The organism is Glaciimonas sp. OK215 (assembly GCF_057787885.1).
The window spans coordinates 4,776,361-4,795,467 of the sequence record NZ_CM173544.1 but is presented as its reverse complement, the minus strand read 5'-3'; the positions used below and the strand labels follow the sequence as shown (position 1 = coordinate 4,795,467).

Annotated in this window: 19 protein-coding genes; 15 read left to right on the top strand and 4 right to left on the bottom strand. The window is 56.0% G+C overall.

The window, feature by feature from the left end:
• Window positions 1–229: 229 nt before the first annotated feature.
• Window positions 230–658 (bottom strand): TOBE domain-containing protein, encoded by a 429-nt coding sequence (locus AC3CHX_RS22225; protein ID WP_488630155.1) that lies wholly within the window; start codon window positions 656–658, stop codon window positions 230–232.
• A 486-nt stretch (window positions 659–1,144) separates the two neighbouring features.
• Here AC3CHX_RS22225 and AC3CHX_RS22220 point away from each other — a divergent pair, with 486 nt between their 5' ends.
• From AC3CHX_RS22220 to AC3CHX_RS22205, 4 genes are all read left to right on the top strand, one after another.
• Window positions 1,145–2,212, top strand: coding sequence for a Rieske 2Fe-2S domain-containing protein (locus AC3CHX_RS22220; protein ID WP_488630154.1), 1,068 nt, complete (start codon window positions 1,145–1,147; stop codon window positions 2,210–2,212).
• A 237-nt stretch (window positions 2,213–2,449) separates the two neighbouring features.
• Window positions 2,450–2,620, top strand: coding sequence for a rubredoxin (locus AC3CHX_RS22215; RefSeq protein WP_488630153.1), 171 nt, complete (start codon window positions 2,450–2,452; stop codon window positions 2,618–2,620).
• Between the two features lie 40 nt (window positions 2,621–2,660).
• Window positions 2,661–3,821: an FAD-dependent oxidoreductase gene (locus AC3CHX_RS22210; protein ID WP_488630152.1), complete on the top strand. Its 1,161-nt coding sequence runs from the start codon at window positions 2,661–2,663 to the stop codon at window positions 3,819–3,821.
• Window positions 3,822–4,006: 185 nt separating this feature from the next.
• Window positions 4,007–4,591, top strand: a complete 585-nt coding sequence (locus tag AC3CHX_RS22205; RefSeq protein WP_488630151.1) for a GNAT family N-acetyltransferase — start codon at window positions 4,007–4,009, stop codon at window positions 4,589–4,591.
• Between the two features lie 112 nt (window positions 4,592–4,703).
• On the opposite strand, the gene AC3CHX_RS22200 is transcribed toward AC3CHX_RS22205, so the two are convergent.
• The gene (locus tag AC3CHX_RS22200) at window positions 4,704–5,927 is read right to left on the bottom strand and encodes a collagen-like triple helix repeat-containing protein (protein WP_488630150.1); all 1,224 of its coding nucleotides are present in this window, start codon (window positions 5,925–5,927) and stop codon (window positions 4,704–4,706) included.
• Between the two features lie 389 nt (window positions 5,928–6,316).
• Here AC3CHX_RS22200 and AC3CHX_RS22195 point away from each other — a divergent pair, with 389 nt between their 5' ends.
• Complete coding sequence (locus tag AC3CHX_RS22195; protein WP_488630149.1) at window positions 6,317–6,499, top strand: hypothetical protein; 183 nt, start codon at window positions 6,317–6,319, stop codon at window positions 6,497–6,499.
• Window positions 6,500–6,556: 57 nt separating this feature from the next.
• On the opposite strand, the gene AC3CHX_RS22190 is transcribed toward AC3CHX_RS22195, so the two are convergent.
• Entirely contained in the window at window positions 6,557–8,209 is a 1,653-nt protein-coding gene (locus tag AC3CHX_RS22190) for a DUF2334 domain-containing protein (RefSeq protein ID WP_488630148.1), read from the bottom strand.
• Window positions 8,206–8,469 carry a hypothetical protein gene (locus AC3CHX_RS22185; protein WP_488630147.1) on the bottom strand — a complete coding sequence of 88 codons (264 nt, stop codon included), beginning with the start codon at window positions 8,467–8,469 and terminating at the stop codon, window positions 8,206–8,208. Before AC3CHX_RS22185 ends, AC3CHX_RS22190 begins: the two co-directional genes overlap by 4 nt.
• A gap of 673 nt (window positions 8,470–9,142) precedes the next feature.
• Between AC3CHX_RS22185 and gspG the strand changes: the two genes are divergently transcribed.
• The 10 genes from gspG (at window position 9,143) to gspF (ending at window position 19,065) form a co-directional block, all read left to right on the top strand.
• Window positions 9,143–9,607 (top strand): type II secretion system major pseudopilin GspG, encoded by a 465-nt coding sequence (gene gspG / locus AC3CHX_RS22180; RefSeq protein WP_488630146.1) that lies wholly within the window; start codon window positions 9,143–9,145, stop codon window positions 9,605–9,607.
• Window positions 9,607–10,107 carry a GspH/FimT family pseudopilin gene (locus AC3CHX_RS22175; RefSeq protein WP_488630145.1) on the top strand — a complete coding sequence of 167 codons (501 nt, stop codon included), beginning with the start codon at window positions 9,607–9,609 and terminating at the stop codon, window positions 10,105–10,107. The genes gspG and AC3CHX_RS22175 overlap by 1 nt, the downstream gene beginning before the upstream one ends.
• Window positions 10,108–10,500 carry a type II secretion system minor pseudopilin GspI gene (gspI, locus tag AC3CHX_RS22170; protein ID WP_488630144.1) on the top strand — a complete coding sequence of 131 codons (393 nt, stop codon included), beginning with the start codon at window positions 10,108–10,110 and terminating at the stop codon, window positions 10,498–10,500.
• A complete protein-coding gene (locus tag AC3CHX_RS22165; RefSeq protein WP_488630143.1) occupies window positions 10,490–11,161 on the top strand; it encodes a PulJ/GspJ family protein in 672 nt (223 codons plus the stop codon). The genes gspI and AC3CHX_RS22165 overlap by 11 nt, the downstream gene beginning before the upstream one ends.
• A 35-nt stretch (window positions 11,162–11,196) precedes the next feature.
• Window positions 11,197–12,144 carry a type II secretion system minor pseudopilin GspK gene (gene gspK / locus AC3CHX_RS22160; RefSeq protein ID WP_488630142.1) on the top strand — a complete coding sequence of 316 codons (948 nt, stop codon included), beginning with the start codon at window positions 11,197–11,199 and terminating at the stop codon, window positions 12,142–12,144.
• An 18-nt stretch (window positions 12,145–12,162) separates the two neighbouring features.
• Complete coding sequence (gspL, locus tag AC3CHX_RS22155) at window positions 12,163–13,440, top strand: type II secretion system protein GspL (protein ID WP_488630141.1); 1,278 nt, start codon at window positions 12,163–12,165, stop codon at window positions 13,438–13,440.
• Window positions 13,437–13,967 carry a type II secretion system protein M gene (locus tag AC3CHX_RS22150; protein ID WP_488630140.1) on the top strand — a complete coding sequence of 177 codons (531 nt, stop codon included), beginning with the start codon at window positions 13,437–13,439 and terminating at the stop codon, window positions 13,965–13,967. The genes gspL and AC3CHX_RS22150 overlap by 4 nt, the downstream gene beginning before the upstream one ends.
• A gap of 131 nt (window positions 13,968–14,098) precedes the next feature.
• Window positions 14,099–16,384 carry a type II secretion system secretin GspD gene (gene gspD, locus AC3CHX_RS22145; RefSeq protein ID WP_488630139.1) on the top strand — a complete coding sequence of 762 codons (2,286 nt, stop codon included), beginning with the start codon at window positions 14,099–14,101 and terminating at the stop codon, window positions 16,382–16,384.
• A complete protein-coding gene (gspE, locus tag AC3CHX_RS22140) occupies window positions 16,381–17,832 on the top strand; it encodes a type II secretion system ATPase GspE (RefSeq protein ID WP_488630138.1) in 1,452 nt (483 codons plus the stop codon). Before gspD ends, gspE begins: the two co-directional genes overlap by 4 nt.
• 12 nt (window positions 17,833–17,844) lie before the next feature.
• Complete coding sequence (gene gspF / locus AC3CHX_RS22135; RefSeq protein ID WP_488630137.1) at window positions 17,845–19,065, top strand: type II secretion system inner membrane protein GspF; 1,221 nt, start codon at window positions 17,845–17,847, stop codon at window positions 19,063–19,065.
• Window positions 19,066–19,107: the final 42 nt, after the last annotated feature.

Genomic DNA, 19,107 nt, shown 5'->3' with positions numbered 1-19,107 from the left:
GTTTGATGAGGTGTGGTTTCGTTACTTATTTTATAATTTTCTATCTGAAAATTTTAAACTATTTAGCATCCCACCGATTTGCGTTGTTTCTGATGAGCCCGAAGGCGCAACAAACCATGGCGATCTATGGCGTCATTCCGGTGGGCAGCAGTCATACCGATAGACAAAAAAAACGCCCTTGCTAATGCAGCAAGGGCGTTTTTCTGTCTATCGGTACTACCGGTGTTGATTAAGCTTTTACGCCTACGATTACGCTGGATGCCTTGAATGCTGCGGTCGCAGTTTTACCTGGAGCCAGTCCAAGATTTTGTACGCTATCGTTAGTAATGACAGCGGTAAGCACGGCACCGCTGCCCAACTTGAGAGCGACTACGGAATTGACCGCGCCCTTGGTGACTTCTTGCACGGTGCCGGACAATTGGTTGCGTGCCGACAGCCGAACGCCGGAATCATCCGTCAATAGAATGACCCAGGATGCCTTGATCAAGGCAAACGCCTCGGAGCCGACCTTGAGACCGAGCGATTCGGTGCTGTTATGGGTCAATGTGGCAACGATTTTTTGACCGTCCGGCAAGCCGATTTCGACTTCGTCATTCACCGCACCGCGTTGGATGGCGGTGACTTTCCCACTGAATTGATTACGTGCGCTGGTAAGCATGATTATTCCCTCGGGTAGACGTTGTTAGACCATGAATTCTCGACGTTATTGCGCATGCGCATTCTTTCGAGAAAGGCTCGGACATCCTCCCAGAAAATGACCGCTTCAGTCAATGTCCAGATCAGCATACTGATTATAGTAATCGCGCAGTAGATTGCCAGCGCCAGATAAAAGGGGCCAGGCGGAATCTATACGCTGCCCTGACATTTCCTATCGATGCGCCTGGCCGGACCAACTCGCGCTCCAATTTTGCGCACAGTAGTGCATATAGCGCATGTCAAACATTGGATGAGCGCAATGTTTTTGTGGATATAGCGAAAATCAGGCTAATCCACTATTCTTTCTCCGGGCTTTCTGTTGTACCGACATATCAATGTGACGGGACGCTTGTAGCCGAAAAGTTGGAATAGTTACACCTAACGCTGGCCCCTATGGGGAATTGGCAGCTCGCCTCATAGGCGGGCTATAAAATTACTTGGAGAATTAATGTCATATGTGCCTATTTCTATAACAACTCACTCGCAACAAAATTCGCATCATCCCGCTCCTCCGCGCGACAATACCTTCCATCCGGAAGACTGGAAAATTCTTAGCAAATTCTGGTATCCCGTCGCATTTTCTTCTGACGTGACTGACAAACCCTTCGCTGTACGCTTATTGGATGAACGGCTCGTCGCCTATCGTGCCGCTGGCCGCGTGATAGTCGCCAAGGATATGTGCGCGCATCGCGGCGTGCCCTTGAGCTTGGGTTGGGTGGAAGGAGAAAATATCGTCTGTCCTTATCACGGACTGCGCTACGGACCGGATGGCAAATGCAATCGCATTCCATCGCAACCGGACGGACATATTTCCGACCGACTGAAAATTTTTGTTTATCCCACGCAGGAACGTTACGGCTTGATCTGGACCTCGCTCGGCGGCGGACATGAAGCCTTCCCGGAATTCCCGACCTGGGACAATCCGGATTTTCAGCAGATCCTGCCGCCATCGATTGACATTGCCGCATCGGCCGGCAGACAAGTCGAGGGTTTTATCGACGTAGCGCATTTCGCCTGGATTCATGAAGCCACCTTTGCTGACCGCAGCAATCCCTTTGTGCCGCAATACACTGCAGGGCGCACTGACAGGGGCATGCATGCCGAGTACGTTAGTACCGTCAGCAATTTCCCCAAGAAAATGCAGCATCGCGCGCCTCCTGACTATCAATGGCGCCGCGTATTCGATATCGAACTTCCTTTCACTGCCCGTTTAACGGTGGATTTTCCCGAAGGCGGCATGCTGTCGATTTTGAATGCGGCAAGTCCGGTTTCCGCACGCGAGACGCGCTTGTTTGTTCCGATCACGCGCAACTTCGACAAAGACCAGCCGTTGCAGGACGTGTATGACTTCAACCGCCAGATTTTCGAAGAAGATCGCGCGATTGTAGAAACCCAGCGCCCGGATGATTTACCGCTCGACAAAGGGGACGAAGCACATATCCTGGCCGACCGTTCTTCCGGCGCCTATCGTCGTTCGATGAGTTTGCTGGGGCTGGGTAAGGCTTATTCCGGCTGATACGGGTCCGCGCTATCTATTACCTAAGCAATTCACTTTAGTCATTTAGCGCCAGGCGTGGCGCTGTTCATTCTGCACAACTTCCGGACCAGCCTCCTTCCCCTTGCAGGGGGAAGGAATACCGCGCCATCTCCATGAAATGTAGATATTGGATGAACAAAACCGACCAACTTTGACGAAGCGATGGGTAATGATTCGGCCAGCGTTAAGGATTAACCATTTATCGAAGAGAACAATATGCGCAAATGGGAATGTGTAGTGTGTGGCTTCCAGTATGACGAAGCCAATGGCATGCCGGAGCACGGCGTCGCGCCGGGTACGCATTGGGAGGACGTGCCTGAGACGTGGTTTTGTCCTGATTGCGGCGTAGGAAAAGCGGAATTCGAGATGGTGTTAGTCGCGGCATAAACGCAGACCATCCATCATCACCATTAAAGAGGCGTTTATCATGGCACCAATTATTATTATCGGAAGCGGGCTGGCGGGTTACACCGTGGCGCGTGAATTCCGCAAACTGAATCGTGAAGTACCGCTCACCATCATCAGCCGTGATTGCGGCAGTTTTTATGCGAAACCGATGTTGTCGAATGCATTTCAACAAGGTAAGGATGCAGCCAGCCTGGCCAATTTCACGGCCGATCAAATGGCGGCCCAGCTCGACGCCAACATTCTGACGTATGCCGAGGTTGAAGCGATTGATCCGCATACCCAAACCATCACTGTGGCAGGCAAGCGCTTGCCTTACAGTTCTCTGGTATTGGCATTGGGTGCCGACCAGCGTCAAGTCAATTTGAGCGGCGACGGTGCCGCCGATGTATTGACTGTCAACGACTTGGCCGATTACGCTCGGTTTCGGCAAGCGCTGGATGGTTGCTACCGCATCGCAATTCTCGGCGCAGGCTTGATCGGCTGCGAGTTCGCCAACGATTTAGCGTTGGCGCAGTTTGAAGTGGCTTTAGTCGATCCGACCATGTGGCCGCTGAGTCGTTTACTGCCAGAACCGGCAGGACAGGCGATGGCGGCGGCATTGACAGAGATCGGCGTGGAATTGCATCTCGGGAAAACACCGCAATCCATCGAGCGTCGCGGCAGAGGTTATTGCATACACATGGCTGGCGGTGAAACGCTGGAGGTCGATCGTGTCGTCGCTGCAATCGGCCTGGCGCCACGGATGGCGTTGGCGCGCAAGGCCGGACTGTTCGTTGCCCGCGGCATCGTGACGAATGCCTGGCTGCACACCAGCGCCGAAGATGTGTATGCGCTGGGCGACTGCGCAGAAGTGGATGGACTGGTGCTGCCTTACGTGATGCCGATCATGCAGGCGGCACGTGCGCTGGCTAAAACGCTGAATGGCGAATCGACGCGTGTGGTGTATCCGGCCATGCCGGTGGTGGTGAAAACCCCGGCACTGCCGACCGTAGTGGTGCCGCCGCTAGAAGCAACTGGCCGCTGGGAAACCGCCAAAGCATTTGCCGATGAAGCCAACCCCAACAGTGTTTGGGCGGTGTACCGCAATGACCTGAATGAAATGTGCGGCTTTGCGCTGATGGGCGACTATATCAAAGAGAAAAACACCTTGCTGAAGACGATGGCGCCATGGCGGGCTTGAGGCCCGGTTATTGAAAATGGTGGAGTAGAAATGCCGGTTCGATCTGACCTTCGCCGATGTTGAAGCAGGCAATTGTCAGATCAATCGGGCCGCGATTTGCAGGCCTAGGTTGATTCTCGGCAATATTTACATAATGGTATGATCTGCAGGCGCTAAACACATAGTTAAACCTACAGGAAATAACAATGATTGAAGGCAGCAATTTCAATATCAGGCATGTCTCCAAAAGTGATCTCGGGAGGCTGGTATCACTCTTGAATAACGCAACGTTACGCGGAGCCTACCTGCCGGAAAACATGGTGTCGCCGGGTGTTCTGGAAAGAAAATTTGCCGAAAACAGCCTGTCGACAGAAGATCGGGAAACGCTGCTGATCGTCGATAAGCAGGACAACATCCTGGGCTCAATTAACTATTTCAGATCGGTCCCATACTTTAGCGCTCTTGAGATTGGATACGGCCTTTTCTCGTTAGAGCACAGAGGTTCCGGAATAACCACCGAAGCCATCCGGCTGATATCGAGCTACCTGTTTAAGACGAAATTAATCAACCGCCTGGAAATCAGGATGGATGCAAAGAATATTGCCTCCGAAAGGGTCGCAATAAAATGTGGCTATCGGAAGGAAGGCGTCTCCAGGGCGGCTAATTTTGTCCAGGGGAAGTACGTCGATATGAACGTATATGCGCTCTTGCGGCAAGAATGGGAAGAACGGTTTAACCCTGATTTGGACGCGGACGCGCGGGGGCAGCACCGGACAGGTGTGTCCGTATAAGTACTCGTCAGGGCGACGAAAAAGGGGAAGATGATTCCCGTTGTGATTATTTGGTTGTTACGCAAAAAAACCTTGGTGACAACCAAGGTTTTTTTGCCCGGAGAACAGTTGTTTATTTTGCTGCGACGGTGTTCAGCAAACCGCCAGCCACATTGGTCGCCGGTGCTGCGCCGCCATGAGTTGTACCGCCGAGTCCACCAATCAGGCCGCCGACCAGATTGGTGATTGGCGCCAAAGCACCCCCAGCAGCACCTGGCGTACCACCCAGCACGCCGCTGGCCAGATTGGTCACTGGTGTCAAAGCACCTGCTGCAGCACCTGCAGCAGCGCCTGGTGTAGCACCCAACGCGCCGCTGGCCAGATTGGTGACAGGCGCCAAAGCACCTGCAGTAGCACTTGGTACACCACCCAACAGGCTGCCAAGAAGATTCGTCACCGGGGCGAGCAATCCGCCGTTGGCAGTGCCAGTTGCACCACCGGCTGCGCCAGTCAGAGAAGCAACAAGATTAGTCACCGGTGCCAGCAACCCACCGTTGGCAGCACCAGCCGCACCACCGGCTGCGCCAGTCAGAGAAGCAACAAGATTAGTCACCGGTGCCAGCAACCCACCGTTGGCAGCACCAGCCGCACCGCCGGCTGCGCCAGTCAGGGACCCGACAAGATTAGTCACCGGTGCCAGCAATCCACCGTTGGCAGCACCAGCCGCACCGCCGGCTGCGCCAGTCAGGGACCCGACAAGATTAGTCACCGGTGCCAGCAATCCACCGTTGGCAGCGCCAGCCGCACCGCCGGCTGCGCCAGTCAGGGACCCGACAAGATTAGTCACCGGTGCCAGCAATCCACCGTTGGCAGCGCCAGCCGCACCGCCGGCTGCGCCAGTCAGGGACCCGACAAGATTAGTCACCGGTGCCAGCAACCCGCCGTTGGCAGCACCAGCCGCACCAGCCGTCAATGCGTTGGTCAAGGACGCAGACAATTGAGTGACGTCGACGCCGACAGTCTTCACCAGATTGCCGACCGGCGTTGTGACAGGCTCTAGCGCAGCAAGCTGCCCCTTGCCCAAGTCGCTTACCAGCTGGCCCGCGCTCTGAACTGTATCGCCGACCTTGCCTACGGCGCCATCGACATTGCCTACTACGCCAACGAGATCGCCTGCTGCGCCGACATTGCCTGCCACGCCGCCAGTTGGGACGGTAGTTAGGCCGACGTTTAAGGCGACAGCATCACCACCTATTACGTCGCCCAACAACCCGCTGGCGCTGCTGACACCACTAGTCAACAATGCAGACAACAACAATGATGCCGTGGCCAAATTTCTTTTTTGTGATGCTTTCATAATGACTTTCCTTTTCTTGGGTAACTCAGTTTAGGGAACTCAAATAACGACCTGCCTGGCTTCATTCCGCAAAGAACATGCCAGGTGGAAATATCCCTAAAAAAGTCGCGCCAACTTTTTTTAATGACTTTGGAAAATCAATTAATTTCCTTTAAAATCAAGCGCTAACGGCATTCATATAGAGAAAAGTTGAATGTGTTAAATTTCGTTAACTTGGCTATTCGCGCGTTACACGTAACGTAACGCAAGGGGGACAACCCCTTCCTGATATCAGAGTCCCCCCCAGAGTTGTAGCGTGCATTGTCGGTTCGCATGTCTGATACCAGACTCCGAACGTCTGCACAGCTACCCGATGCGTTTCTGGATTCGCTGTTCGCCTATCAACGGACGTGGTACCGCAACGGGCATCGACCTGCGCAGGCAAGATGGCCTTGCCGCTGGTGCTTGCGCTGGCAACGTATGTGCGGCGTGGACGCGATCTGGAACAATACTATTTTGTGCGTGGCTGGCAGCAAGAGCATGCATTCCGGACCAGCGCGGTGGATTATTTTCAGCTGGCAACATCGCGATAGTTAAAATGCTGCTGCACACCAAAGGAATCAAACTCCTTTGGTGTGCAGATGCACGGCTTATGGAAGTGTGGTGGGATCAGGCCAGGTGTAACCCAATCCCGTAATACCCTGAATGATGCTTTTGAAGTCGCTGAACCCCGTAGTAACCAGCGGTGCCAGCGACGACTCCAGCCAGAACGGATGAAAGAAGAAGGATGCGAAGCCATCTCTTACCACCAAGGCATATTGGGCATTCAGGTAAATATCTTGCCACGTATAGACAACATTTGAAGTCGGATCGATAGAGCTGATATTGTATTCAACATTCCCCAGGTTTTCCGGCAGGACCCGCTGGCCGTAGTAGTCTTGCTTGATGACGTAGGGAAAAAACTGTCCAACTGCAAAATCCTTGCCCACGGTCGCCGTAAAATTAGGCGTGTCAGAGGTGTAATAAACGGCGCGCTGATAGGTTGTTTTGAATAGCGGCGGCACAGCCTTCGTGGCCAGCGGTGATGCCTGATAGTGCGGGGTTTCCCAGGCAAATGGCGTGGCGTAACCGTTATTCTTGAATTCTGCCAGCCCGGCCTGGAGACGTCCCGATGCCCATGCGGTCGAATCTTCGGCCACCGGGGTATTTGCCACGGCATTCCAGAATTCAAAATCATCGGCGCTCACACCTGTATTCTTGTTCCTCATCGAATCGTATTGATGGGTATACCCATGCATCAAAATTTTTCCGCCTCGCGCCAGCGCGTAATTTAACGACGTCTTGAGATTCCCGGCTTGCGACAACGGGATTTCTTCCGGGGTCCCGCCGTTGTATACGCCTAGAGGGTCCATATAATGCGGGATAGTCGCAATCGAAAATGGAATGTGCTTGCCCACCAGATAGTCAGACAGCGTTTTCATTGTGCTGGTCACCACCAATGCATCGACATCTTCCAGCCGCACCAGGGCTTGATGGCTTACCGCCTGATTGTCAGCGAATATGTCGTGCAATATATCGCACAGCACCAGATAGCGGTCGCGTGGGCCGATGTATGACAATGGCATGTCAGCGAAATACCAGAAATTGCCGGAGCGGACAATATACGGTACCTGCGCGGCAGTCACGCTGTTCTTGATATTTACCAGCGCCTTGGCCTTGCTGGTATCGATTATTTGCGTGACGCCGACGTCGGGATCGGCGTTCACGGTCCCGCTGGGAGCATCGTAAGCATAGTACTTGACCATCGACATGCCCTTATACAGGACGGTATCGAAGAAACCTGGCGTCGGGCTGGTCGCTGTGGGCGCCGCATTCAATCCTTGTAAGCCGCTAAAGCTGAACCCGTAATGCGTATTGAAGTTGTATGCCGTGTTCCATGCCATCTGCCACAGGTTGTATTTGAACCAGACGATGGTTTTCTGCGTGGCAGAAACATCGTTCAGAAATACAGCCGGGATCGGATTGTTATAATACGAGCCCAAATAGAAGGTGGCCTGATATGACTCAATTTCGCCGGCGGTATAGTTTTGTATCGGTACCAGATCAACGCTACTGTTGAAGTGCCCAATCAGATTACGCAGCATGATTGCGTAGGCAAATCCCATCTTCTGGTATTGATCGGGAGAAGGGGCATCGTACACAATCAATACTTTTATCGGTGTAGTCGTCTGCGCAGTTGCCGGCGATGGACTAAGCAAAAATAGCTCGGCGATCAGTATAAGTACGGCTGTAATCTTTTTCATGATTGACCACCTGCTTTTCCGGGTTTTTGAAGCTCTTCATCATCGTTGGATTTATTCTTCTTGATATCGCCCTTGTTGTGATGACCGTGTTCTATGTCTTTGCCAGGCACCTCACCCGGGGTAACCGTAGTGGCAAAAGCTGGCTTCGGAGGGGGCGTAATTCTGACATCGCCGGCATTGGCGGATGCAGCAAAACCGATCGCCGCGCCCATGCAAGCCATGACAAAGCACGACAGCACTTTTCGTTTAGATTTCATCATTTCCTCCCTTTGAGGATGAGTACTTCGACGCCAGCCCTCTCCTTGAAATCGGACTGGAATATTGCATCCTGATACTACTGATGCGAACTCTGGATTGGGGGTATGCCTGGCTGTCTCGAACAACATCGCTGTTTGACTGCGCGCGTCGGAACAGCAAGGAGAAAAAAACAGGAGTGGGTCTCAATTGACCTGCATCCGAGGGCTTTCGTGACAGCAATCATGATCCGTCTACCTACAATGCAATATCGGGATGAGACAGAAAACGCGCCAATTATTTCCTATCGGAATTGTCGTGCACAACTCCCAGAGTGTTAATTTAAAGTATAGACGAAAGTATTATTTTGACTAGGGTTTCGTGTGATATATAAGTGCGAAAAAAATGTCGTCGGTATGGTTACTTTCCTCTGAACAATAAGCGTACTTTCCTATGGGAAATAAGCTTGCTTGTCTCCAACAAGGTTGCTGCAACACATCAGTTGCCGCCCAACATGGGCGTCCGATTTGCCTGGATTGTGGGACTTCCTTATGCTATAAAATTTGGAGTATGCTCATTGTCAAGACAACACCGGCACATCCAGGTTTAACAAATTGATGCGCAGCAACTAGGTTTGTTGCCGCATAAAATAGAATGCCGCCTGGAAAATGTATTGCTCCTTTTTTTACAGGGAAGTAAATGCGTAACGCAATGTTCCCCGCTATTCGACATCGCTGTGCGGCTGTCACGCAGCGCGGCTTTACGTTGATCGAAATCATGGTTGTCGTGGTGATCATGGGGATACTGGCGGCGCTGATTGTTCCTAAGCTGATGGGACGAACCGATGATGCGCGGATTGTCGCAGCGCGTCAGGATATTGCGACATTGATGCAGGCTTTGAAGATATACAAGCTCGACAACCAGCGCTATCCAACCACCGAACAAGGTTTGCAGGCGCTGGTTGCAAAGCCGACGTCCGGTCCGCCTGCCAACGGCTGGAAAACCGACGGTTACATCGACAAGTTACCCAAAGATCCTTGGGGAAATCCGTATCAATATCTGTCGCCTGGAATCAAAGGTGAAATCGATGTGTTCTCGCTCGGCCCGAGCGGTCAGCCGGGCGGTGAAGGTAAAGATGCCGCTATCGGCTCGTGGGATCTGTAATGTCTGCGTTGGCGCATCACCATTTGCGCCGGGTGGTTCTAGTGCGCGGCTTCACACTGCTGGAAATGCTGATTGTCGTCGCGATTGCCGGCATCACGCTGGGAATCGTGTCGTTCAATGCATTCGGCAGTGCCCGTCAGGCGCTGCAGAATGACGCGCAACGGATTGCCCTGTTGCTGCAATTAACGCGTGAAGAAGCGATCCTGCGCAATCGGCCGACGGCTTTCGAAGCCGACTCCAGCCGCTATCGTTTTCTGGTACGCGAAGACAGCGGCTGGCAGTTGTTGGAGCAGGACGAGATGCTGCGTCAGCGTGAATTCAAACGACCTCCAATACGCTTGTCGATCAATCCTGCGCAGGCCAACTCCGGACAGGCGGATTCCCTGCGCATCACTTTCGGTCGTGAGCCGATCGACAAGCCGTTCGCCCTGACCATGGACTCCGGTGACGCCAGTGTCGTGATTCGCGCCGATGGTATCGGTCATTTTTCGGTCGAATAGATGATTATCCTGCGCACTCGCCGCCGACCTGATGGCGCCGCCTTCACCCTGCTGGAAGTGCTGGTGGCCTTGGTCATCGTCGGCACTGCGCTCGGCGCCAGCTTGCGCGCTATCGGCAGTCTGACGCAAAACAGCAATGGCTTGCGCACAACAATGATGGCTAACTGGTCGGCTGAAAACCTGCTGACACAAAGTCGCCTCGCACACGAATGGCCGGCTATCGGCAATCGCTCCTTCAACTGCGCGCAAGGCGAGTTGCAACTGGTGTGCGAGGAGCGCGTTTTCCCCACGCCGAATCCGTATTTCAGGCGCGTGGAAGTGCGTGTCTTCGACGCCGCCAATCCGCAACGGCAGATCGTCAAGCTGACGCAAGTGGTGCCGAATGCGCGCTGAATTCTTCCATTTTTCCGGTGAGCGCAAACGTCGTGTTCGCGGGTTTACGCTGGTCGAAATGATCGTTGCGATCAGCATACTTGCGCTCGTCGCCGTACTCGGGTGGCGCGGCTTGGATGGCATCGTGCGGGCCCGTGTCGCCCTTACCGCCGAACTGGAACAAACGCGTGGCATGCAACTAACCTTTGCGCAGTTGCAAAGCGACTGCGCACAGCTTGCGCCTGCCACGCTGATCGGCACACGCCCGGCGCTGGCAGCGACGCAAGATCGTCTGCTAATGATTCGACTGGTGTTTGCCGAGCACCAGCCGACGCGCCTGCAGGTGGTCGGCTACCGCTTGCAAAATGGCGTATTGACACGCCAGGAGTCTTCATCAACGCGTGATCTGACAGCGCTCGATACCATGTGGCAGGCCGCTGTCAGCGATGCAGGCAGCGGCTCCAGTGCCATTTTGCCGGTGGTATTGCAAACCGATATCGCGGCGATGCAGATACGCGTCTGGGATGGCAGTACCCAGGATTGGAAGTCCGCTGATGCCGTCGCGGCAGGCAGCGCCGGTTCTGTTTCAGGCCCAGCCAATTGGACGGGGATGGAAATGGCGTTACAGTTGCGCGGACGTGATGGCCGCGTGGTAAAAACCTTTTTTCTGGGTGCTGCATGAGGACGAACGCATCCCGTCCATCGCGGCGGCGCGGGGTGGCAATAGTCACCGCGTTGCTGTTGACGACATTGGCGGTGACGCTGGTCACCAGCCTATTCTGGCAACAGCAAGTGCAAGTGCGTTCAATCGAGAATCAGCGGCTGCAATTGCAAAAGGAATGGATCTTGCGTAGCGCATTGGATTGGGCCAGCGCTATGCTGCGTGCCGATGCCAAGCGATCATCTAACGTCGATGAGTTGGGCGAGCCGTGGGCCGAGCCGCTGGAAGACACCAGACTTGACGGATATGTGGAGGGCGATCAGGCTAATGGCGATAGCGACGGTGAGGCCGGAGATATCATCCTGTCCGGCCATATTATCGATGCGCAATCGCGCTACAATCTGACCAATCTGAGCACAAAGGGCGTCGTCAATCCAGTGGAAATTGCGACCTTCAAGCGTTTGTTGAGCAGCTTGCAGTTGCCACCCGATTTGGCGGTAACCGTGGCGGCAGCCGTCGCTGCCGCGCAGCCTGCAAAGCCGCAGCCAAACCAGCTGACGGCGACCGCTGCCACCAGTTCCACAACTGGCACGCTGCCGCTATTACATGTAGACGATTTATTGACGTTGCCTGGTGTAACGCCGGAAATAGTCAGTAGCTTGAAGGACTTTGTCGTGGTGCTGCCGACCGCCACCCCGGTCAACCTGAATACTGCATCGATCGAGGTATTGGCGGCATGCTTCGAGTCGTTGTCGCGGTCGGACGCGGCATCCTTACTTGCCAGCCGGGCGGTTGCGTATTTTCGGGATGCTGCTGATTTTTCGACGCGATTGCCTGGCAACAAGGCGATCTCGGCAACAAGTAATGCGGAACCGGTGGCATTTTCCAGCAGTTTCTTTTTGTTTAATGGCAAGGTCCGCATGCGTCGCGCGACCAGCAATACCGTATCATTGATCAAGCGCGAGGCCAACCGTAGCACGGTATTGTGGACCAGAGAGCAATAGAAAAAGGGGCGAGACGTTTTGAGTACCTTATTTATCCGACTGCCTTCCCGCGCGACGCGCGACAGCACGCTCGCAGCGGCGCTGCCGGCATGCCTGTTCGCACTGGTCTCCGCGCAGGGCAAGATTGGACATCACGGGTGCGAGCCGGTATCCAGTCTGACGGCACTGATTGCCGGCGCCGACCGTGTGGTGCTGTTACTCGCTGCCGCTGATGTGACGTTGCTGCGCATGCAGGTGCCGCCGTTGTCGCCCGCCAAGTTGAAAGCTGCGCTGCCTAATCTGGTAGAAGACCACATACTTGCCGATCCGGCCGATTGCGTCATCGTCGCCGGCGCCAGGAAAAATGATGCAAGCGATAACCTGAGACAGATTGCAGTGGTCCAGCGCGACTGGCTGGAGTTGCTGGTGCAGACTTTATCGTCGCTAGGTGCTCGCAACCTGCAGGCTTTGCCGGCGCAGCTTTGCCTGCCGTGGCGCGACGATGCAGCGGTCGCAGCAATTACCGAGCATGGCATGGATACCGATGTTGCTGTTCGGCTGTCGGCGCATCACGGTATCGGCTGGTCGACATGTCCGGTGCCGGCACAGTCCGCGCCACAGGACGTCATTGAAGGGCTGCGCGCCATGTTGCCGCAACAGCCCATCACGCTATATGTGCCAGCCGCCAGTCTTGCAGCCTATTGCGCTCTCGACGCCAGGGACGTGACAGTACTGGCCGACGACTGGTCGCATTGGGTGAGTGCGGCACAGGATCCGGGCAGCAGCGGAGCGATCGACCTGATGGCTGGGCTGAACGGAGGCGCTGGCGGTGCGGGATTCAACTGGCGCGCTTGGCGCCGGCCGCTGGCACTGGCAGTTGCCATATTGCTTGTGAATATCGTGAGCCTCAATGTCGACTGGTGGCGCATGCGCCGGGAGAACGACCAGCTCCGGGCCGGCATGCTGCACAGCTACCGCGCTGCTTATCCGAACGAGACCGTGATTATCGATCCGATAGCACAAACCAAACAAAAAATTGCGCTCGCCGAGCGGTCGGTCGGGCAGTTCGCCGCCGACGATTTTGTCGCGCTCGCAGCGCGCTTTGGCGCGGCATGGGCGACGCTGCCGAAGTCGCAAACCTCAGAAAAGGGGGCAATCGCGGCCCTGGAATATCGCGACCATCACCTACTGGTACACCTAAGAAATGCAACAGATGCCGATGCCTTCAGCGCCCAGGTCAAGATCGCTTTAGCGGCGAGCAAGTTAACCCTGACCCGGCCGGAAACCGGCGTATGGCAAATCGGGAGCCGCCAATGATGCCGCTATTCAAAACACTGCATGTGACAGGCGGAAAACTCGCTGCCCCCTTGACAGCCTTCTGGCTGCAACGCAATCAGCGTGAACGCTCAATGCTGGGTTGTGCGGCAGTGTTCATTCTGCTGGCGCTGGTTTACCTGCTATTGATTGAACCGGCAGTCAACGGACGCGTTCGCTTGCAAAAAAGTTTGCCGGTATTGCGCCAACAAGCATCAGAATTGCATTCGTTGCTCGCACAGGCTGCGGGGTTAAATGGCGGGCTGGCGTCGCAGCCGGCGCCGCAGTTGGGAAAAGACACGATCGAAGCGACGTTAAAGCGCAAGGGTTTGAACGCGCAAAACGTGGCGTTGAGCGGCGATATCGCCAAGATCCAGTTGTCCGGTGTCGCGTTTGCCGACTTGCTTGACTGGCTCGCGGATATACAGAAGACTGAGCATTGGCAATTGCTTGACTTGAATGTCAGTGCGCAGGAAGAAGTTGGAATGGTGAATGCAGGTTTAACGCTAATGCAGCAAAAGCATGAGTAGCATCCTGTACTGTCATGGCGCGGCTAAGCCGATCCGGATAGCATGGGGACGGGAGATAGGCTGGAAAATTTACTGAGCTTGCCGGGGCAATGGCAGCAGCTTGGCGGAAAATAATATTACCAGTACATATTATGAAAAATAAATTACATTTCACAGGACTGCCCGCTCTGGAAACACGCGTCTGGCGCCGCACCGTCGCCGGCGCACTCTTCTTGCTGGCTTGTATCGGCGCGCCGGCGGCGCAAGCCGGTCCGGGAGATACAGCGGCTGGCACTGCGAATGGCCAGGCAGTGATGAATTTTGTCGGCGCCGACATCGAGTCGGTGATCAAGGCCGTCGGCCAGTACACCAATACGACGTTCATCATCGATCCGCGCGTCAAGGGGACCATCAATCTGGTATCGGAACGACCGCTCAGCAAATCCCAGGCCTTCGATTTGCTGGCGTCGACGCTGCGCCTGCAAGGTTATGCGGTGGTGCGCGGCGACGGCTTTGTCAAAGTGGTGCCGGAAGCCGACGCCAAGTTGCAACTGGGGCCGATACGGACGTCGAGTCTCAGGGGAGACCAGATTGCGACCCAGATCTTTACGCTGAACTACGCATCGGCAAGCAATATCCTGCCGGTGCTGCGGCCGCTGATTTCGCCCAACAATACCATCAACGCCGACCCGGGCAGCAATACGCTGGTGATCACCGACTACGCCGAAAATCTGCGGCGCCTCGGAAAAATGATCGCGGCACTCGACGTGCCGGCTGTCAGCGATCTGGATGTGGTGCCGGTACGTTACGCAGTGGCCAGTGATATCGCCGTCATGGCGAGCAAATTGCTGGAGGTCGGTGCCGCTGTGCCGGGCGCCGGCGACAACGAACGGATCCTGATTATGGCCGATTCCAGAACCAATTCGGTGGTGATTCGCGCGCCGTCGAAGGCGCGTGCCAACCTGGCCAAATCGCTGATCGCCAAGCTCGATCAACCGACTACCGAGGTCGGCAATGTGCATGTGGTCTATCTGAAAAATGCCGACGCCGTCAAGCTGGCGAAAACCTTGCGTGCCATCGCCTCGTTCGATACCTCGGCGCCGACGGCCAGCCAAGCTTCCAGCAGCCCTGTTTCCAATACTGCGTCAGGCGGCATGTTGCAAAGTTCGACCGCGACCTCGACCGGCGCAGCGCCAGCCAAACCAGCCGCCACGTCATCATCGGCATATTCCGGCGCATCTTCGCAATCTGCCGAAAGCGGTGCGGCAGGTTTTATCCAGGCCGATGAAACCACCAATACGCTGATCATTACCGCGAGCGAGCCGGTCTACCGCAACATGCGCGGCGTCATCGATCAGCTCGATACGCGGCGTGCGCAGGTCTATGTCGAAGCCTTGATCGTTGAGGTAACGGACACGGCGGCGAGCGAGATCGGCGTGCAGTGGCTGGCGCTGACCGGGGACAAGAATAGCGCTTACCGCGTAGGCGGCGGTACCGGATTTACCGGGACCAATACCGGTATCACCAGCGGTAATTTGTTCAACACGGCGATTGGCCAGGCATTGAATTCGGGAACGGCCGCTGTAACCCCCACTCTCGGCAGCGGTTTGCAGCTTGGCGTGTTTCGCCAGATTGCTGGAAAAATCGGCCTGGGTGCACTCGCTAGCGCCTTGAATGCCACGACCGGCAGCAACGTCCTGTCGATGCCGAATTTGCTGACACTGGATAATGAAGAGGCGCGGATTGTGGTCGGTCAGAACGTGCCTTTTGTCACAGGTTCGTATGCCACCACGGGCGGCACCACGACCAATCCGTTTACCACGGTCGATCGCAAGGATGTCGGCACGGCGTTGAGGATCAAGCCGCATATTTCGGAAGGCGGCACCGTACGGCTGGAAATTTCGCAGGAGGTGTCGGCTGTCATCGCCAGTACGGCTGCCAATCAAAACGGGCCGACCACCACCAAGCGTTCCCTGGATACCAATGTCGTGATCGACGATGGCGAGATTATTGCATTGGGCGGCCTGATCGGCGACGACCACGAGAACACTATCCAAAAAGTACCATTGCTGGGCGATCTGCCATTCATCGGCAATTTTTTCAAATATCAGTCCGGTTCGCGCAGCAAAACCAATCTGATGATCTTCCTGCGCCCTACCATTATCCGCAACAAGGAGCAGAGCGGAGCGGTCGTGGCAGACCGTTACGATTACATGCGCCAGGCACAAATCAGCGTGCAACCGGGCAAGAGCATTCTGACCGATTTCGGCTCGTCAGTGACGCCAAAGCTGGAAGATGGCGGTCCGTTCATCGATCTCCGCTCCAGGAAGCCGGGCGGGCCGGATAATCAGTTGCCGGAACAGCCGCAGCCGTCCATGCTGATACCTAAACCTGCGCCGGCATCATCATCGGCATTGTTGAACGACAGAACGCCATGAGCGGCCCCGGAATGACCGACGCGCAGCTGTTGCCTTACGCGTTCGCCCGCAATTATTCATTGTTGGCGCAACGTAACGAGGATCCGAATGGCGCTGACAACGCAGTCGAGTTGTGGATTTCGGAGGCCACCCGGCCGACCGCGATCGCCGAAGTCAGCCGTCGCTTCGGCCGCGTCAGGTTGCGGGCGATGGCGCCCGCCGAGCTGGATGCGGCGATTGCCAAAGCGTATGCCGGTTCCGGTGGCGATGCGGCCCAGGTGGTGGATGAGTTCGAATCCGACCTGGACTTCGCCAAACTGATGCTGGATATGCCGGCGATCGAAGATTTGCTGGAGTCTTCCGACGACGCACCGGTGATCCGCATGATCAATGTGTTGCTGACGCAGGCCTTGCGCGAGGGCGCTTCGGATATTCATATCGAGCCGTTCGAGCAGATTTCGGTGGTGCGCTTTCGTATCGATGGCAGTTTGCGCGATGTGGTGCGGCCAAAGAAGGCGGTCCATGCATCGCTGATTTCCCGCATCAAGATCATGGCGCAGCTGGATATCGCTGAAAAGCGCTTGCCGCAGGATGGCCGCATCACGCTGCGGATCGGCGGCAAGCCGGTCGACGTGCGGGTGTCGACCTTGCCGACCGGTCATGGCGAACGCGCAGTGCTGCGTTTGCTGGATAAGGAAGCCGGTCGGCTCGATCTGCAGCATCTCGGCATGAGTGCCGCAGTGCAGCAGCAGTTTGGCCGCCTGATCGCGCAACCGCACGGCATCGTGCTGGTCACCGGACCGACCGGTTCGGGCAAGACCACTACCTTGTATGCCGCACTATCACTACTCAATACCAGCAGCACGAATATTTTGACGGTCGAAGATCCGATCGAATATGAGTTGGCCGGGGTGGGTCAGACCCAGGTCAACGCGCGCATCGACATGAGCTTCGCCAAAGCCCTGCGGGCGATCTTGCGGCAGGATCCGGACGTCATCATGATCGGCGAAATCCGCGATCTGGAAACCGCCCAGATTGCGGTGCAGGCGTCGCTGACCGGTCACCTGGTGCTGGCGACCCTGCATACCAACGACTCTGCTGCTGCCGTGACCCGCTTGCTGGATATGGGGATCGAACCGTTTCTGTTGTCGTCGTCCTTGCTGGGCGTGGTGGCGCAGCGTCTGGTGCGCAAACTGTGCACCCATTGCCGCCGTCACGATGGCCAGCTGTGGCATGCGGTCGGTTGCGACCACTGCGGTCAGACCGGTTATCAGGGGCGTGTCGGGGTCTATGAATTATTGCTGGCCACCGATGAAATCCAGTCGCTGATTCACAACCGTGCTTCCGAAGCGGAGATTCAGAAAACCGCCCAGCGTGATGGCATGTACACCATGCGCCAGGATGGTGAGCGCTGGCTGCGTGAGGGCGTCACCACGCAAGCCGAGTTGCTGCGCGTGACCAAAGAATAAGCGAGGAGCAGCGTGCCAGCATTTCGATACGAAGCGGTGGATGCCGCCGGCCGCAGCACCAAAGGCGTGGTCAATGCCGACAGCGCAAAAATGGCGCGTGCCGATCTGCGTGCGCAGGGTTTGCTGCCGCTGAAGGTAGAACTGATTGCGCAGCAGGTGGATGGCGCCGGCAACCTGCGACGGCGTGGCTTTGGCGAGCATCTGTCGACGATTGAGATCGCCTTGTTTACGCGCCAGCTGGCCAGTTTGCTGGAAGCCAGCCTGCCGCTGGAACAGGCTTTGACGGCGTTGCTGGAACAGGCCGAGCGCAGCTACCAGCGCGATCTGATCGCATCGATACGTTCGAATGTGATGGGCGGTGCCTCGTTGTCCAGCGCGCTGGCCGCGCATCCACGCGATTTCGCCGAAATTTATCGGGCGCTGGTGGCGTCCGGCGAGCAAATCGGCCAGCTGTCGCACGTCCTGTCGCGGCTGGCGGACTACATCGAACGGCGCAATGCGCTGGTACAGAAGGTGAAACTGGCATTCACTTATCCGGCTATCGTGACGGTGGTGGCTTTCGTGATCGTGATCTTCCTGCTGACCTATGTGGTGCCGCAGATCGTCTCGGTGTTTGCCAATACCAAGCAGAAATTGCCGATACTGACAGTGCTGATGCTGGCTATTTCCGACTTTGTGCGCAACTATGGCTGGATGGTACTGATTGCGCTGATCGCCCTGGCCTATGGCTGGCGTACCGCGCTGAAGAATCCCGCGACCCGGATGCGCTGGCATACCTGGCTGCTGAACGCGCCGCTGTACGGAAAATTCGAGCGCAGCCTGAATACCGCGCGCTTTGCCAGTACGCTGGCGATTACGACCGGCTCCGGCGTGCCGATTCTGAAGGCGCTGCAAACCAGCCGCGATACGCTATCGAATGTCGCGCTGCGGCAACAGGTCGATACTGCTGCCGCCAGCGTGCGCGAGGGGGTCGGTCTGGCACGCGCCCTGGCGACGCACAAACATTTTCCGCCGATGCTGATTCACATGATCCGTGCCGGCGAAGCGACGGGAGAATTGCCGGCCATGCTCGATCGTGCCGCCAGCGCGCAGGAGCAGGATCTGGAACGGCGCGCAATGATCATCGCCGGCTTGCTGGAGCCCGCCCTGATTTTGGCGATGGGCGTGGTGGTATTGTTGATCGTGCTGGCGGTACTGATGCCGATTATTGAAATCAATCAGTTGATACGTTAATCCAATCACGGAGAATCACCGCATGGGCGGCTATTTCAACAG

What these genes read in the sequence shown, in the direction of transcription:
- AC3CHX_RS22225 (WP_488630155.1), bottom strand. Translation starts at nt 658, where the DNA reads ATGCTTACCAGCGCACGTAATCAATTCAGTGGGAAAGTCACCGCCATC.
- AC3CHX_RS22220 (WP_488630154.1), top strand. Translation starts at nt 1,145, where the DNA reads ATGTCATATGTGCCTATTTCTATAACAACTCACTCGCAACAAAATTCG.
- AC3CHX_RS22215 (WP_488630153.1), top strand. Translation starts at nt 2,450, where the DNA reads ATGCGCAAATGGGAATGTGTAGTGTGTGGCTTCCAGTATGACGAAGCC.
- AC3CHX_RS22210 (WP_488630152.1), top strand. Translation starts at nt 2,661, where the DNA reads ATGGCACCAATTATTATTATCGGAAGCGGGCTGGCGGGTTACACCGTG.
- AC3CHX_RS22205 (WP_488630151.1), top strand. Translation starts at nt 4,007, where the DNA reads ATGATTGAAGGCAGCAATTTCAATATCAGGCATGTCTCCAAAAGTGAT.
- AC3CHX_RS22200 (WP_488630150.1), bottom strand. Translation starts at nt 5,927, where the DNA reads ATGAAAGCATCACAAAAAAGAAATTTGGCCACGGCATCATTGTTGTTG.
- AC3CHX_RS22190 (WP_488630148.1), bottom strand. Translation starts at nt 8,209, where the DNA reads ATGAAAAAGATTACAGCCGTACTTATACTGATCGCCGAGCTATTTTTG.
- AC3CHX_RS22185 (WP_488630147.1), bottom strand. Translation starts at nt 8,469, where the DNA reads ATGATGAAATCTAAACGAAAAGTGCTGTCGTGCTTTGTCATGGCTTGC.
- gspG (WP_488630146.1), top strand. Translation starts at nt 9,143, where the DNA reads ATGCGTAACGCAATGTTCCCCGCTATTCGACATCGCTGTGCGGCTGTC.
- AC3CHX_RS22175 (WP_488630145.1), top strand. Translation starts at nt 9,607, where the DNA reads ATGTCTGCGTTGGCGCATCACCATTTGCGCCGGGTGGTTCTAGTGCGC.
- gspI (WP_488630144.1), top strand. Translation starts at nt 10,108, where the DNA reads ATGATTATCCTGCGCACTCGCCGCCGACCTGATGGCGCCGCCTTCACC.
- AC3CHX_RS22165 (WP_488630143.1), top strand. Translation starts at nt 10,490, where the DNA reads ATGCGCGCTGAATTCTTCCATTTTTCCGGTGAGCGCAAACGTCGTGTT.
- AC3CHX_RS22150 (WP_488630140.1), top strand. Translation starts at nt 13,437, where the DNA reads ATGATGCCGCTATTCAAAACACTGCATGTGACAGGCGGAAAACTCGCT.
- gspD (WP_488630139.1), top strand. Translation starts at nt 14,099, where the DNA reads ATGAAAAATAAATTACATTTCACAGGACTGCCCGCTCTGGAAACACGC.
- gspE (WP_488630138.1), top strand. Translation starts at nt 16,381, where the DNA reads ATGAGCGGCCCCGGAATGACCGACGCGCAGCTGTTGCCTTACGCGTTC.